The sequence below is a fragment of the Paenarthrobacter sp. NPDC091669 genome, from assembly GCF_044756725.1.
GTDB lineage: Bacteria > Actinomycetota > Actinomycetes > Actinomycetales > Micrococcaceae > Arthrobacter > Arthrobacter bambusae_C.
The window spans coordinates 267543-283502 of sequence record NZ_JBIVTK010000003.1; the positions used below are offsets into that span (position 1 = coordinate 267543).

The 15960-nt window shown below is 57.2% G+C and carries 11 protein-coding genes and 1 pseudogene; 3 read left to right on the top strand and 9 right to left on the bottom strand.

The annotated features are described in order from the left end of the window. Nucleotides 1-521 precede the first annotated feature (521 nt). Nucleotides 522-1421 (bottom strand): sigma factor, encoded by a 900-nt coding sequence (locus ACIQLI_RS06555; protein ID WP_400386348.1) that lies wholly within the window; start codon nucleotides 1419-1421, stop codon nucleotides 522-524. Between the two features lie 182 nt (nucleotides 1422-1603). Between ACIQLI_RS06555 and ACIQLI_RS06560 the strand changes: the two genes are divergently transcribed. Next, nucleotides 1604-1927: a helix-turn-helix transcriptional regulator gene (locus ACIQLI_RS06560; RefSeq protein ID WP_306878561.1), complete on the top strand. Its 324-nt coding sequence runs from the start codon at nucleotides 1604-1606 to the stop codon at nucleotides 1925-1927. Here ACIQLI_RS06560 and ACIQLI_RS06565 read toward each other — a convergent pair. Further along, nucleotides 1881-2387 (bottom strand): hypothetical protein, encoded by a 507-nt coding sequence (locus ACIQLI_RS06565; RefSeq protein ID WP_400386351.1) that lies wholly within the window; start codon nucleotides 2385-2387, stop codon nucleotides 1881-1883. The genes ACIQLI_RS06560 and ACIQLI_RS06565 overlap by 47 nt on opposite strands. Nucleotides 2388-2586: 199 nt before the next feature. Between ACIQLI_RS06565 and ACIQLI_RS06570 the strand changes: the two are divergent. Further along, a pseudogene (locus tag ACIQLI_RS06570) lies at nucleotides 2587-2718 on the top strand (helix-turn-helix domain-containing protein); the annotation flags it as partial. A 103-nt stretch (nucleotides 2719-2821) separates the two neighbouring features. Here the strand turns inward: ACIQLI_RS06570 and ACIQLI_RS06575 are convergent. The 4 genes from ACIQLI_RS06575 to ACIQLI_RS06590 form a co-directional block, all read right to left on the bottom strand. After that, nucleotides 2822-3718 carry an alpha/beta hydrolase family protein gene (locus tag ACIQLI_RS06575; RefSeq protein WP_400386354.1) on the bottom strand — a complete coding sequence of 299 codons (897 nt, stop codon included), beginning with the start codon at nucleotides 3716-3718 and terminating at the stop codon, nucleotides 2822-2824. Between the two features lie 298 nt (nucleotides 3719-4016). Then, nucleotides 4017-4475, bottom strand: coding sequence for a hypothetical protein (locus ACIQLI_RS06580; RefSeq protein WP_400386357.1), 459 nt, complete (start codon nucleotides 4473-4475; stop codon nucleotides 4017-4019). Continuing rightward, nucleotides 4472-5488 carry a hypothetical protein gene (locus tag ACIQLI_RS06585; RefSeq protein WP_400386359.1) on the bottom strand — a complete coding sequence of 339 codons (1017 nt, stop codon included), beginning with the start codon at nucleotides 5486-5488 and terminating at the stop codon, nucleotides 4472-4474. Before ACIQLI_RS06585 ends, ACIQLI_RS06580 begins: the two co-directional genes overlap by 4 nt. Then, a complete protein-coding gene (locus ACIQLI_RS06590) occupies nucleotides 5485-5976 on the bottom strand; it encodes a hypothetical protein (protein ID WP_400386362.1) in 492 nt (163 codons plus the stop codon). Before ACIQLI_RS06590 ends, ACIQLI_RS06585 begins: the two co-directional genes overlap by 4 nt. Before the next feature lie 1416 nt (nucleotides 5977-7392). Here ACIQLI_RS06590 and ACIQLI_RS06595 point away from each other — a divergent pair. Further along, complete coding sequence (locus ACIQLI_RS06595; protein WP_400386365.1) at nucleotides 7393-8580, top strand: protein kinase family protein; 1188 nt, start codon at nucleotides 7393-7395, stop codon at nucleotides 8578-8580. A gap of 32 nt (nucleotides 8581-8612) precedes the next feature. On the opposite strand, the gene ACIQLI_RS06600 is transcribed toward ACIQLI_RS06595, so the two are convergent. From ACIQLI_RS06600 to ACIQLI_RS06610, 3 genes are all read right to left on the bottom strand, one after another. Next, entirely contained in the window at nucleotides 8613-10403 is a 1791-nt protein-coding gene (locus tag ACIQLI_RS06600) for a S1 RNA-binding domain-containing protein (RefSeq protein WP_400386368.1), read from the bottom strand. Further along, nucleotides 10400-13783, bottom strand: coding sequence for an AAA domain-containing protein (locus ACIQLI_RS06605; protein ID WP_400386371.1), 3384 nt, complete (start codon nucleotides 13781-13783; stop codon nucleotides 10400-10402). The genes ACIQLI_RS06600 and ACIQLI_RS06605 overlap by 4 nt, the downstream gene beginning before the upstream one ends. A gap of 232 nt (nucleotides 13784-14015) precedes the next feature. Next, on the bottom strand, nucleotides 14016-15677 hold the full coding sequence (locus tag ACIQLI_RS06610) for a hypothetical protein (RefSeq protein ID WP_400386374.1): 1662 nt from the start codon (nucleotides 15675-15677) through the stop codon (nucleotides 14016-14018). Between the last annotated feature and the right edge of the window lie 283 nt (nucleotides 15678-15960).

The following is a 15960-nucleotide window of genomic DNA, read 5'->3' on the forward strand; positions in this document are numbered from 1 at the left end:
CTACCCTGTAGGCACCTTGGCCCGCAAGCGAAGCGTAGGATCCCGCGTTTATGCCCGTTGCCTCGAACTCCTGGACCAACACGGCCAACGGATTGGATCCGTCAGGGAGGACGAACCACCAACCTCGAATTCGAGCGTACACATCCGAATAGGACGAACTTCGGGTGTCCCAGCTATAGATGGCCACTGCGGCCGCGGAAGCAAGTGCCCGATAATCGGCCGTGACAGGCGGAGCGGACGCAGGCGCCTTAGAGAGTGGAGCTGACCTCGATGGCTTCGCTGTAGTAGTCGGGGAAATGCTCGGCAGATCCCGCGGCGTCGAAGATTCAGCCGATGGGACACCCGCCCCTTTCGTAGACGGGGACTCCCGCGGTGCGACCAGAACGACAATGAGGGCGCCTAGGATGGCCGCCAGTGCTAAGCCAAACACCCACCGACGCGTTGTTCGCCCATGCCAAGGTGACTCAACCATGTTTGCCTCCTGGCCTGTTCATGCGCAGCTCGCCAATGAGCAACATGACTCAAACGGCCGAAGTCATGGAACTGCGAATGACTCTCCATGCCGTTTGGTACAGGCGACGGGCCGTGCCGATTTGAACTGCCACATATCGATCAGTCACTTTGAAATCCTCGGCAACAGCGGCGATGGCAACCTGCCGTTCGACGCCGTGATGTTCGGGCAGAACGATTGCTTCGGCCACTCCCCGCAGCAGCGGACTCGGCAGACAACCAACGGCGTGCCGGCATAGACCGGGCATGTCGTGCACGGCTTCAGGATCTACATTCAACGCTTGGCTTATCGTCTTTGCAGTCTGCCGAACAGTGGTGACTGCATTCCAGCGGCGACGGTCTTGCGGCGACGGAGGGGCGTATCGTCGCGGCTCGGTAAGGCTGCCCACTGCGAGGCGCCATACCGGAGCTGATACAGCAGCCCGAGTCAGTCCAAGAACCATATGCGCCCATTCTTGATCGATGATCTCCTCGGCATCGCGATAATCACGGGACACAACCAGCACCGTTAGTTGTTGGAGATTGTCGGAGCGCTCGCTGTTGCCCGGATCCAAAAGAAGCGGCAGCGTTTTGTGGCCGAGTTCCCTGCGGACGTGCGCTGCGCAGACATTCCCGGCTACGCCTTGCACCCAAGCCCCGAACGGAACTCCGGGGATCTGACGATAATTTCCGCGTGACACTCCGTCCCAGACAGCCATCCTTACGTCTTGCAGGACATCGTCCACATCGCACGAGCGGCCGATCCGAGCCAAGTGCGAGATGACGTATCGACGCACGCCTTCGACCGCTCCCATCATTTGGTCGACGGAAACTCGCAGGGTCGGTGTCACCGGATTCAGCAGCGAAAAGTCCACCGGGGATGAATTTGAGTTCTCTATTTCAGCGTTGCCCGGCAGGTGTTCCAGGCTCATGGCTCTCACCGCTTCGACTAACGGATTCGAATACCTTCAGCGTCACCATACGGGGCGACACGACGTGGCAGTAGCGATCCTGACCACAACACAAGCTTCTTTAAATTATTGTCAAAGATATTTGTAGTACCGTCAAGACCCAAGTTCTTACTTTTTGCATGTTGTTCAGCAAGAATGGAGCCATGCCACGGATCACGCAGCCTCACGACGACGCCTGGTCGCCTGACGTTGAAGACGCCGTGGCAACGTTCGGGAACCGCTCCAGGAATGAGATTCTGAGATTTCTGACGGCAAACGGTCCTGCATCCAGAGGGGACATCGTCGCAGCCGTCAGCGCCGGCGAGCCCAGCGTCGCCAAACACCTCGTGGCACTCGAACAAGTCGGCGCGATTGAGGTCGATGTGGAGGCCGGACGGCGCCACGGCCGCTCTCCTCGCTACTCAGCAAATCCTGCCCGCATCAAGGAGTTGCTGGACGCCCATCTCCGGTATGTCTTGGAGGAGTAGCCGCGGCTATCTCCCCATTCGGGTGTAAGCCGATGTCTTTGTTCAGGTACTCGGAGATTGCACGAAGCGTTTCCGGCGAGACGTCCCCGAGCGCCCTAACGGCGAATGACTTCACCCGGGCTGCCCTCAGAGACTTCACAAACTCCAACTGCGAATCGATGCGTTCTGGAACGTCGCCTTCGACGCCGTTAAGCAGATAGGAGGGATCGACGTCGAACATCTCGCAGATGGCGGCAAGCAGCTGCGGATCACTGACCAGACGCCCTGTTCCATCCTTCATGTAGAACCACCTGGCCCTGGAGATCTTGACGCCTCGACTTCGGAGTCCGGCCTCAATCTCCCTGAAAGTGACGGGCGAACCTCTCTCGGCTACAACAACGTCGAGCAGCAGGTTCAGTCGGCGGGCGAGGATCGCCTGGGGTGACAACTCACCGTTGCGGCTAGCGTCTTTTGCCGGCATGCTCCACCTTTCCACCGCCTCGTTCGATGAGAAATACTGCTGCGTTCCCTCAGTATTCCGCGAGCGCCGAGGCTAGACAATCAGCTGGACATTGAATCTTTTCCGCGGTCTACATGAGGCGTATCCTGTTGCTGTAGACCCGTCTACAGCAAGCATCCCCCAAACCTGAGCCGTGGTTTGAATGTCGACATCCATCTTGATGAACCGAACACGGAGCCAGATCCTTCGCTTCCTTATCAGAAGTGGGCCATCGACCCCTGGCGTCTTGGCGTCAGGACTACGGGCTTCCCGCGCGACGGTCCGGCGTCATCTCCTCGTCCTTGAGTCGGCTGGTTACATCCAGGCTTTGGCAGACGACCGTTACTCCGCTCACGCCTCACTCGTCGAGTGTCAGCTCATTGACCTAGCAGCCCAGTTCTCAGTGCAAATGCCTCCTACGACTGCGCTCCCGCTGGTTCAGGACTGGAGCCAGCCAGCGGGAGACCGTAGAACCACTCCTCGACCGATCGCTCCCACTTTTCGGGGTCGACATTCCACTCCAGAGAGTGGCCCTCAGATTCAAACTCCACCAATCTGACTAGGTCCGGCCTCAGACTGGCAGCTTTCTTGGATGCTTCGAAGGGCGTTGTTTCGTCCTTCTCTCCATGGAGTACGAGGACAGGTTTGTTCAATTCAGTTGCTCGCGCCAGCCAATCCAGGGAATCGAGACATATCGGTTCAGCAAGGCCGGTCACCCACCGGAGGCCCTTAGACCGAAGAATGGTGAATCCCAGGTGCACGAGTGGCCGAGGAAGTCCGGCCGCCTTGGCGTTCGCTGCCAGGGTCGTTCGCCAGTCGAAGACTGGCGCGTCGAGAACCATCCCGGCTATTCGTGACGAACTCTGCGACAGGGCCGCCGTTTGAAGGGCGATGGCAGCGCCGAGTGACCACCCAAAAAGGACAATGCGCTCCGCGCCATTGGAAATGGCGTAGTTGATGCCGGCCTCGACGTCGTGCCACTCGCCTTGACCGAGATTGTAACGGCCATCGTACGACGGCGGTGCATCGCCGTCGTTGCGGAACGAGACAACCAGCGACGTCAGTCCCAGACGCCTCGCGACCGGTATTCCGCGGAGAGTTCCGGCCCTTTTGCCGCCCATTCCATGGATGTGGACGGCCCATGTTCCAGGGGCTGCGGCTCCGGCGGGCGGGTCAAATCTCCACGCCGGGGCGACACCGTTGGCGACTGGAATCTCTACGTCTTGGTACGGCAAACCAAGCTGCTCCGGTTTCGAGTAGACGTACCCACTCCAGATGCCCGCCTTGGCTTGTTCAAGGTCCCCCGAATCCACTCGCTCAACTACCCGGACTACTGAGTTTCGGTCAGGGTGGGAGCCAACGACCGGCCCGAGGCATGCGTGGCCCATCCCCTGCTCAAACCATAGGCTGTATCGTCCCGGCGCTCTCGTTTGGTCCGTAGCGAGGAATTCGATCTCTAGGGATCCGTCCCCATTGGTGTGCACAGCCCGAACTTCCAGACCCTCACGACGGCTGTATTTTGGTACTACGACGTGACGAGCGAAGTAGGCTGCACCGGAGACGCCTGCCAGCAAAGCCCCGGATGCACCAAGAACTCCAACCTTTAGAGCTCTACGACTGTTCACTGTCGGCATCGTCCACCCCCTTACCCCGCTTGCGTTCGTCAATCACTTGGCGAAGCCTCACCAGGGTTTCCGAAGAGATCCCCTGCAACTGACGAGCGGCGAAGTTCCGCACGCGTGATTCACGCAGGGTACGAAGAAGTTCCAGCTGAGCGTCTACGAGCTTTGGTATCTCCCCGGCATCGTCCAAGAGGTAATCCCGGTCCACTCCAAAGAATTCTGCAAGGTTTCGAAGCAACGAGGCATCGGTCGCCAACGAGCTATCCCCACTGCGCATGTAGGCCCAGCGAGAGCGGGAAAGTGGCGTTCCACGTTGACTCATGTGCCGACTTATCTCGGGGTAGGTCAACGCCTCCGATCCCTTGGCCTCATAGAGGTCAAGAAGAAGGTTGAGCTTTCGCGCCAATCTGGTCTGAGGGGTTTCGGAGGAAGTGGCATCATCTGTCATGTCGCCCGTTCCCCCTTCCGTCGACGAACTGGAACTTGGCGCACGATCGGTCCCGCCAGGTAATTCTCTGCAGCGGTCAGAACATTGAGGTCATGGATGTCCAAGGATCTGCCTAAATCGGGTTCGACTAGCAGTGCGTCCTGTACTTCAACAAGCATTCTATGGAGTCTTTGGGCCTGGTCGTTGCGGCTGATCATTTCGGTGTCCCGTACGAGACGAAGGTTTTGCCTTTTCTTTGTTGTTTTGTCCCAGATTTCCGTGAGGTCGCTAACCAGCTCCGCCTCGGTCGCGGATTGCTTACGGCGGAGAATTCGACGCGCCACGGGCGGGATGGCGAGACCTACGCACAGGAAGGCCATGGCGGCAACTACCGCCACATCATAGATGGGCGAGACCGCATGCATGGCATCCAGCCGCCCTTGCAAATGCAGAACATCCATGACCAGCACTAGCAATACAAGGAGAACGGCAAAGCTACAGCCGACCCCGATGCACGTAAATGCCGCGCGGAAGTAGGGCCGCAACATGTCACCGCGAAAGCGGAAACAGGTAACACCGGTAACGCAAACCACCCAGCCTATGTAGACGAACTGGATGGATGAGTAGAGGGCAGCAGGCCACTGGTGGCCGTAATCCACCATGAAACGAGTGGAACTGCCCTGACTGACGATGGCACTGAAGCTGGCTGCAAGGCCCACAATTACCGCGGCCAAGAGAACTAAGCCAGCAGTGTCTCGTCTCTCGACCGTCTCTTCCGGTTTAGCCGCCCGGATGATAGCTATCGAGAGAAAGTAGATGCCCACGACCATAGATATGTTGGACACCAGATCCACAAAGTTACGACCGCCCAGTACAGAATCAAAGCCCAAGTAGACCTGATCTATGTTGAGCGTCAGTGCGACTGCAATCGTGATGGCGGCCGTTAGCACGCTGTGATCGCGCCGAATCCTGAAACCAGGCAACAGGCAAACGACGAGTAGCCAAATCATAGCTGCGGCCACTATCTGGATCATTCGAAGACCTTCTCGAACGATCGCGGCTCCCTGGCACTGTTCCGGATTGCTGCTGCGAAGAGATCTGCCAGCGATTCCGCAGCGGCTTCCAAGTCGTCAGTGAAGCTGCTCCTGGCCAACACGCGAGATACCAGGCCGGTCGGAAGGTTCGGGAAGAGGACCCCTATGTAGTCGGCCGGCACGATAAGTTCGTCATGCCTCAAGACCATGTGCCCCAGCTCGTGAAGGACAAACTGTTGACGGTGAAGTCCGGATGGGCTGATGGCATGCAAGATGATCTCGACATCATCCGTGGACAGCCACAAACCGCAGACTGATCCACCATTCAGTGCTCTGGCAGCTTCAATTTGTATGGGCCGATGCCGGACACCCTCAACCACTTCAACGAGTCGTTCCAAGTTCAGGTGGGTCGGAAGCAATAGTGAAGCGAAGGCACTCGCTGCGCGTTCAGCCGGCGATTGTCCTGAGGGATATGGATTGCTGTTCATGGGCATCCCCAGTGATGCGTCAACCTCGGTTCGTTGCTGGCCCAACGCGAAAAGCACTCGCGAGCCCGACACGAACCCTTAGTCCCATTGAACGCCGCTCCTCTGGACATGTCCAGAGGAGCGGCCTCTCCGAGGTACTACTTCGCTTCGCGCTCTTTGGTTCTAGACATGGTCGCCCGATAGTCAGCATCTCAAGAGTTGTCACATTTCTTGATGCGCTCCTCCGCGAGGAAGGCATCAGCGTCTGATTCAACGAGCAAACTAGCACCCTAGACAAATTCGCGTTTTCAGATTAATTGCGTTTTGCATGAACCGATCCAGCTCGTACGTGAGCCAGCGCTTCTGGAGGGCAGCGAACCTTTGTGAGTACGGAAGCCATCCTGTGACACATCGGTGGAACGTCTTCGACGGCTCTGTACCTCAACTCCAGCGCGCGGGCCACCATGCAGACAGATAGTTGTCCCGGCCAGTGCTGAGGGTTTGTGCGTCATGCGCTAACCCGCTGGCGGGGCTAGACCGCGTCTTAGCGACGAGAGAACAGGCCTCAGAGCTAACACGACCCAGGGACCACGGAAACCATGGCATGCGCGTAAGAATCCCCCTAGTCCCAGAACAAAATCACACACAAAGTATCCGGTACAGCCACGTGGGTGCCACGCTGAACCGGATCCTCGCAGTTCACGCATATGGGTTCCCGACATGGCCATCGTCACCCGAGGATGCTCAAACCATCGGACCTTTGCCCGGGTGTAACCGCTGATCCCATTTGCACGAAAGCAGCCCGGCAGGGGGACCACCCGCGAATCCCAGATCAGCGAGAGCAGTTAGATCCTCGAGTTGTTCCCTGAAGACCAGTCAGCGCTACAGAAAGGGATTCTGAGACGAGTCAAAGCCAGAACGGGCCGACCTGCATCATCGTAGGCTTGAGGAGCTCTCGCGTGTCCTCGAGGACTACGACGACAACGCCGTCACCCAGCTTGGTTCAGTCGCCATCGACTGCAGCAACAACGATCGACTGCATCGACTGCTGAACCTGGAACACTGGATGACCATCAGAGCCGTACTCGTCCCAGGGCGCCCACAGCCCAGGTCTGAAGAGGACATAGCCGTCTGCCCGTCAAGTCGGCCGGCGCACTCCCCCGCCGCTCGCACCAGCAGACTCAGCTCATAGGCCGAAGCCCCAGACGGTCAATCAGAGCCGCCCATGCTGGAGCCAGGATCAATGTCGCCATCCGGACTATCTACACCAGTGCTTAGTAGCTCCCATCAGATGGCGGGCCCTCCACATCCGAACCTTCCGCACCCTCCGCCCGCTTGTTCAATCTTGCACCGTCCTCACCACGGGACTGACCATCGTCCATGACCTCGCACGTATAGTTTTGTTACAGATGGATTTTGAGTCCGAATGGAGGCGTTATGGCTGACCCGGTCGAGCTGATGATCCTCGACCTTGAAGAAAAGTACGCCCAACTCCCAACAACGGGAGCGTACCTGCGTCTTTACCCGGACGAGGCAAGATTCAGGAGGATCTTCGCCAATCTTCACGAGCGACTCAACTCCCACTTCGAGGCCATCAACGGCAGGGCCAAAACAACGAACTACTACTGGGCAGACAACAGCCGGGATCTGCTGTCGCTTATCGAAGAGGTGCCAGAAGCACTCTTCGTGTTGCAACAAGCAGGGATCGAAGTCAGATTCTCCCCTGAATACCAAGCCGAAATCGAACGGTGCAAACCTTGGCTTGCACCGTTCCGGGGCAGTACGATCCCCGACGACTTCACTCCCATCAAGGTCATCCAGTACCATCCCATCTTCATCCGGCCAGATGCTACCGTGCGGCTCAGGAAGAACGGGACGAACCAGTCTCTGCGCCTGATCGGGGAAGGATCCTACGCGAGGGTCTTCTCATTCGAGGATCCCGACTACGGCATTAGATTTGCTCTGAAACGAGCGAAGTCAGACTTGCGGGAGCGAGACCTCTACCGATTCAGGGAGGAGTTCCGGATCCTGAAAAGCCTCAGCCACCCCTATCTTGTTGAGGTTTACCAGTACGACGAATCGCGAAACGAGTACAAGTTGGAGTTCTGCGACGAAACTCTGCGCCACTTCATCCAGCAGCGAAACGCCACTCTGGGCTTCGACTACCGCAGGAGAATCGCCCTCCAGTTTCTATACGGCATCAACTTTCTCCATGGTAAGGGTTATCTCCACCGCGATGTCAGTCTTCAGAACATCCTGCTCAAGACGTTCGGTGACGACGCTGTGATCGTGAAACTCTCTGACTTCGGGCTCGTCAAGGACACATCTTCAACCTTCACACGTACTCAAACCGAGATGCGAGGGACGATACGCGACCCCCAGCTTCACGCTTTCAAGGACTACAGTGTCACCAACGAGATCTACGCCATTGGCTGGATCCTGTCCTACATCTTTACAGGCAGGGAAGCACTCGTTACTGGTTCTGGGGAGGTCAGCCGAATTGTCCGCAAATGCACAGACCAAGACCTAAGCCGCCGGTATCCAAACGTGCGCTCGATCATCAGCGACATCGAGCAGCTCACGAACACCATAATCGACGCCAACATGAAGATCGTAGAGGAGTAGAGACTGGTTCCTCCGGCAGAAGGTGTCACTGGTTAACTCTGTAGTGAAAGTGAAACGCGTTTACGATCGGCTTGAACGTCAAGAATCCTAACGAGGACGCGTTCTCCGATTCCGAAGGCTTTCCCCTGATCCCGTCGCATTGCAGAGGGTAGTTGCGAGTTGTGGATGAGTCCCACAATTCCGTTTTCGAGGGTGACAAACACTCCGAAGGCGGCAATGCCTTGGATCCGGCCGGGAATCTTCTCCCCGGCGCGAAGCTCGGCCCATGCCTTCGCGAGGGGCGGTTTCACTGTGCCCTTTCGAGGCGGTGGCTGCTTGTTCCGGCGAGCATTGCTGCTCTCATGTTGGGTATTGGGTGGCGCGTTGTGGGATTTGTTCGGGGCGCTGACACCGGCAGGGACAGCACCGGGCCGATTGGGGAGATTACCGACTACTTCCTCGGCCTGTTCCTTGATCTGGTCTAGATGCCGCTCATAAGCCAGGTCCGCGAGATCGCGGTTACGTACGAGAGTCCCTTCTTCCATACGGTACCGTCGGTCCTTGTCGCCTCTGAACGATAGCCAATTGAAACTGGTGGTGACATAGAAGTCGTCGCCTACCAGCACTTTGGCGTGGGTGTTTTTCAACCGCACGACCGCAAGCTGCTTTGACCGTCTTGCTGCTGCATGGAGCTCGCTGAGGGAATCGTCAATCTTTGGATGGTCTTCGTATCCCCATGCAATTGTGACTGCGCACTTAGTTGCTAGTTTTTCGATCTGCCTGATCCAGGTCTTTGTGACGACAGCACTTGTGATCCAAGGGCTAATGATGAGGAGTCGCCGCCGAGTTTTTGTCACTGCTTCATCGAGGATCCAAGGATGCTCATAGGTGCCGAGCCACCGTATCGCGGCAGAATTAACGGCCTGGCTGGCTTGGGTGCCGGTATCCCTAACTGCTGACTCAGCATGGATGGGGGGTGCATCTGCCATCGCTTGGAGCGTGAGAACTTCTTCGCGCGCCATTTTCGGGGTTCCGGCGGGCTCTGGAAATTCGGTCCGGTTCTGGCTGTCCATGGACGACCGCGGCCCCTCGACGCTGATGCCAAGTCGATCTACGGCCCGAAGGTGCTCGAGTTCCTTCTCATGAGCCGGACTCCAAGTGCCGTCAATGTCCAGGCCCAGTCGAACTGAATCGACATCGACTCCTTTGTAAATCAGCAGAATGGCTTCTTTGAAATACTTCCGGTTCTCCGTGGCTCCGATGGTGCCAAGTATTCGATTGACTTGGTTCCTGCCCCCCAAAATTGCAGTGAGGTCAGCAGTGGACAAATCGTCTACGTTAGCAGGCTCGCCTGAGGCTGGCGGCAGGACCAGTATGCCCTTGCGGTTTCCAATCTCGCCCGCCCGAGTGAGGGATCGCTTGGTCCACGCAACTGGTTTGCGGATGATCCTATCGAACGTCACCGGGAGAGTAACTACCTTCGGCGCTTCAGCCACAACGCCCTCGAGTGCCTCTAGCCCAGGAGACAGAAGCCGTATGCGGCGATCACCCGTGTCCGCAGCACGGTAGTCGATCATCTCTCGCTGCAAAAGAGCCCCGATGACGTTGGCAGTATCGTCCTGGTCAAGCCCAAGAAACCAAGAGACCTCCTCGATCCGCTCTAGGCCTAACTTGATGGCCCGGAGGGTATACCTCTCGGCGACACCAAGTTCACTCGCCCTTTCCGCCAGCAGGTCCACGGTGAGGACTGATGCGGGGATGACACAAGGCTCCGCTGACACCAAAATATGGCCTGGGATCACGTGGGCGTGGCGTCGGGCAGCGAGCGCCAGTGGATCTGTCACACGAACTCCATTCGGCAGTCGTCAGAATGTTGGATGTGGTCGAGGGCTCTTTTCAGCGGTCCATCTTTCGCGGCGCAGAATTCCGAGTCGCCGACGATCCATAAGAGTTCGCGTGCGCGTGAGAGCGCTACGTTTATCCGGCCTTCTCCGAAAGACTCAGAGAGGAATCCCATGTCGAACCTGGTGTTGCTCCGAGTTACCGAGAAGATTACGACGTCGGCCTCTCTACCCTGTACGGCGTCGATCGTTTTGACGCTGGTGTTGAGGTGAGGGAGATTCAGACGACGAACTGCGCGATCCAGCATGTGGAGCTGCCGCTGGTAGCCGGTGAGAACAAGGACCTCGATTCTGTCGTTGTCGAGACGTTGGATTTCGCCGTTGCTGGCCATTTCTTCCAGTCGGCGAAGGCGGCGGCAGACGATGTCGACCTCGGTGGTGTTGGAGGAGCTCTTGGCCTTTGCCACATCTTCGTGCCGCGTGTCACGGCGACTTGTTGAGAACCACGCCACGCGGGGTTGATCACGGAGGGCCTCCCCGCTTAGGGACGGGTGCGGGTCGTGTATCAGTTGCTCGTCATAGAAGGTCTTGGAGATCAGTTCTCCAATGGAGCGGGCCATTCGATGCTGAGTGACGAGGCTCTCTTTGCATTCATTTGGCGACTCTGTCGCAAGGATGCTGAACAACGAATCGGAGCCAAGGAGTTCGTCGAGATTGTAGGTATCGACCAGCTCGCTGTGGTCCATGACCTCTTCGCGCATCGGTGGAAGTTGTTTGGTGTCTCCCACAAGAACCCACCGACGCGAACGCACCATAGGGACGAAGAGCTCGGTTGACGTTGCCCGGGATGCCTCGTCAACGATGCAGAGGTCAAAGTCCATATCGCGGACACCCTGGTTTCCCAGGAACCCCATGCATGTCCCAGCTATGACCGACTGCTTCGGAAGGAACAGCAGTTCGGCCGAACGGGGATCCTGCAGGCTTGCCAGCCAATCGGCCTGTGCACGCATTATGTCCCGAAGCCGGGCAGCGTCAGGATTCCCATCCAGACAAACCGCGGCGAGATGAGTGAGGTTTTCGATGCTTTCCAGTTCGGCCATGTTGACATTGAGATCGCCTGCATGCTGCCCAACTGTGTTCAGGAGGAGGGCAGCGGCGCTTTCGGCCCTATCCAGCCGATCCCTAAGCTCGGTTTCGACGTCCTCGTCTCTGTCCTGCGTGTTTAATGATTCGGCTTCTGCCCGGCGTCGATCTCGAATTCGCAATGCCGCTGCAGCTTCCTCTGCCGCGAACGCAAGTCGGAGGCGCGCGGGTGAAACATCCACGGCAACAGCGAGGTGTTCAAGTCCTTGGCTGGCCCTGTGTCGAACCTCCTCCGTCCAGGCTTTGATCTTGCTCGGGAGGAGGAGGTGGGCTGCATCTGGGGCCGCCTGGTCTTCTCGAGTTGAGAGCCGAACGATGCCGTTCACTCCTGCTTTATCGAGCCGGCTTACGGCGTTATCCAGTGCCACGTGCATTTGGCTGACGAGGAGAATCCTGTCGTGCGGGCGGGACCTGAGGTGCTGGGCGACAAGCTCGCAAATGAAGGACGTTTTTCCTGTGCCGGGCGGGCCTTGAACGAGGAACAGGTCGGAGGCCCCGAGGGCTTTTGATACCGCGATCTTCTTGTCATCGTCCAGGTCCGCGTTTATGGGCGCAAACTCCACCGGTTCGGTGGGGGAACTTGTGGAGGGGTCAAGAACCAGGCTGCAAAGATCGGGGCGCAGGCTTCTTTTGTCTCGGAGCGAGCTGAGCGCTTCCCGCTGCCGCCGCACTGCAGTGTTGGAGGCAGTCCGGTTTCGGACCAAAACCCCCTCTTCAGGGAAGTCGGCAGGGTTTCCTGAGATGCGGACTGTTGCTTCGTCACCGTCGAGTTCCTCCACGACGCATGGAATTCCGGTTCTAGGCGCTGGCCTAGAAGTTTCGCGAGCCAAGAGGTCCTGGTCGAGAATTTTGTCACCAGGTTCGTGCTTCAGTTGGAGGTTTGCGGTGTTCCAATGACGAGAGGTGAGGCTGTAGGCGACGGGATCTTCAAGTTTCCTATCAAGTTCTTCTTTGGCCTCGATCAATCGTGACCAACCGTCAAGTCGGCTCTGTCGGAATCTTTCGCTGTCTCGGTCCTCTGCATCCTGGATGGCCTGGCGAAGGAGGTCATGTAGCTCTTTGCTGGCCTTGTGGGCAGCGAGCGGGCTCGCCGGCGGCCGAGCAGTCCAGACGTATTGGTCTGAGGGGAGGAGCACTGCTGCCGGTGAGCGTCGGCGTGTCTCGAGGTCGTAGAAATCGCGGACATCAGCTCGAGTGCAGACCATGCTTCCCGATGTGATCCTAAGGACGAGACAAAGCTCGTCGCCCACGAGCTCGAACTCATCCGGATTAAGAGTGATGCCCGTAGCCGTCTGTGCTCGCCGGGGGACGGCGTACGTGGCTGTTCCCATCAGGGTTTCGATCAATCGTTCGGGCGTGGAATCGGTACGCGCTTTCAGCAACTGCGATCGAGCCTGGGCGGAGAGATTGATGTTCATCTCGGTTTGAGCACGCCATTTCCGGCTTCGGCTGGACTGTATCTTACGGAGCTCCAAGTCAAGCACCTGACCATCTTTGGGCCGGCTGCTCGGATCGTTGCTGAGACAGCGTTTCAGCAGATCCATCACCTGATCAGGAACGTCTATGCCTACCAGTTCGTCGGTCAAAGCGCGAGAAATGTCAGCATAGTTGGTTAATTCAAAAGGGACGAGACAGCGGACCAGGGTCGCTGCAAGCCCATGGACATCCCGATTCGCGGCTGCCTTCGTTGCTTTTTCCGGCGGTGCATACGGCGTAGACGCGTGATCTACTACGGTGGCATCTCCCGGGGCCGCCACTTGGTTTTTGATCTTACTGATCCCGAAGTCGGCAAGCAGCGGTTTGCTACCGTCCCACAAAACATTGGCGGGTTTGATGTCCCTGTGCAATACACCGTTGGCGTGGGCATGAGCCAGCGCGCTCGATAGCGGGAGCCCCACCGTCTCGCACAGATCATCCCACCCAGGGGTGTCACCGAGTCCCGCTAGCCAGTCCGTTAGGGTATTCGGGATCCACTCCAAAACGATGTAGTAGTCACCACGTGCGGCGTCAAAGCCTTTGTCCAGAAGCCGGGCGACGTTGGGATGGTTGAGCCGGGAAAGAGCATTGGTCTCCCTGGTGAAAAAGATGGCGTTGACTGCATCCTTTGTGCCCGGGATCACCTTAACGGCGACTTCTTGGCCGCCTTCCAGATCTACACCCTTGAAAACATCTCCTTGTCCACCTTGTCTGTGGCTACCCCTGATCGCCGCATATCGACCCCCGATGAACTCTTGCGTCATTCCCCCACCTGATCTCAGAACTCTTACCGCCATCCTAAACGGACAATGAACAAGGCTCCCAGAGTGTGACTCAAGACATGTTGGCACCTACTCGCCCCCCAAAGTGGAACCTGGAAGGATTTACTGGCTAATTCAAATTGCCAAGCAACTACACGTCGGAGTCCGGGGACGGCTTTTTCCGCAAGTGAGCGTCCGGGGATCCACCCTGGTGCAGTGGTAGGGGCTCACCACGTTAGAGGAACCTTAGGGATGCCAGCATGGCTCTGATTTGGAAGTACTCGCTCTGCTTGGTGTAGGCAACTACCGCTTCATTTGATTGGAACCCCAACCCTGCTGAGAAGAACCCAAATTTTCCACCTGCCTGGAAGAAGGCCGCCAGATTGCATACGCTCGTAGTCCCCGTGACCTGCCCAGGTCCGGAGTAGAGCGAGATACCTAGGCGTATGGGCTGTTTGTCGGGATAGTACGCACTTTCAGAGCCAACGTCGACGGTCTCCACCTTGATTGAGGTCGGCGCAGTCGAGGTGTCCATACCTGGGATGGGTCCCGTTTGGGTCGTGTCTATGAGCTTGTATGGTTTTTTCCGGGCGCAGGGCTGGAAATCGAAAGCAGTTCCAAAGTTGACCTGAGCGATCTCTGCGCCCTTCTGATTGAATATCTTGGCGCCGGTCTGATCTCGCGGGTCTGTTGGCTTGGTCACGACCCAGTTGGCAGGGTACTTGAAGCTGATGCCCATTTTCGGATCCGAGAAGGTTAGAAGTTCAATGTCATAACCAACAGCCGTGGAGAAGTTTGCTTGCCCGTTAAGCGTCTGTAAGAGTCCAATAAACATTGAGGCAAAGGCCGCTGGGGCTGCTGAGACCAGAACAACAATTGCTCTTCCAACAGCCGTCAGATCAGCAAATTCACCAATGCATGAAAAGGTGGTCTTAACGAAGGAGCTCACACTTTCTGAACTGATGTCCGGATGCATCGACGTGTCGAGTATATTCTTCCAACATTCGAGGCTGGAGAGCTTGTCCAGGTGTAACTTTTGTCCGAACTTGTTAAAGAGTGCATCCAATGTCTGTGTAAGGATTGCAAGAAGAGCAATGTTGGGCAGCATTTTGAACTTTAGGGATATTCCCTCAACAGGTTTATCGAAGATGAACTCTGTCGCCCCGCCCGGGAACATAACCGCTGATCCGCCACTGCCCGTGAGGCTCAAGAGTTGATTGCCCAACGCGGCTGTTATGATCCCTGACCGGGAAACGTCTGTGACGGTCCGGCCGGGTCGACGGGGCTCTGATGTAACCATAAATGGCAAGGGCGAGTTGGAGTGCGCTGTGACGACAAGTGAACCGCTGGACTCACGTACACAGGTCCACTCCTGCGCGTCCGACTGGGCGGTGTAGGTTTCGTATCCAATCTTGACGGATTTATCAGTGCAGTTTGGTTTCGGGTACTCCAGTCCGGCGCTCTGCTGAATCGTTGAGTTGATTCCACTAATCCATTGTTTAAGATTGAAAAATACGAGCTGAACATCGGTCAGATGCGGCAACCAGGCCGTGGCTGTTTTATCATTGTCATTCCAGGTAGCCAAAGCAAAATCAGGTTTCTCTTGGCCCTCTGTCATGATTAAAATGCCAAGCGCAGGATTTGAACTGTCAAATCCATTGACAGAGCCTGGATCGACGGGGAATGTCACACGCAGCGGTTTCTCGGGCTGCATTCCATCGCCTAACTTGATGCTAAGCGGTTTAGATACGGCCTCAAAGGAAGCATCCAGCCCTAGTGGAAGATCGGCTTCCTTGAACGCTGCCGTCATCAGAGTGCCTTCGGGGGCTGTGCCCTCCACGGCTGCGACGCGTGCGCCGTCTATTTCGATCGTTCCACCCGATTTGGTCAGCGACACCTCTGACGGGGAAGCGCTTGGGGGTGTGGTTCCCTGCCACGGCCACGTGCAAGCGGAGAAGGTTAGAGAAATAACTACTGCAAGGACAACCAGTTTGATCGTCTGGAACCTCGTACGAAATTGCATGTCGCTACCGCCTCAATTCCCGTCGAACACAGTCTGACGCATCTCGCTGGCATCCGACACAGAGCGTTCAAATCCACGCCGAGCTGGGTGGGAAAGGGCCTGGACTTAACCACACCTAGGAGCACCGTCTGAACGAGAGACTACCCTCTGGGAAGCA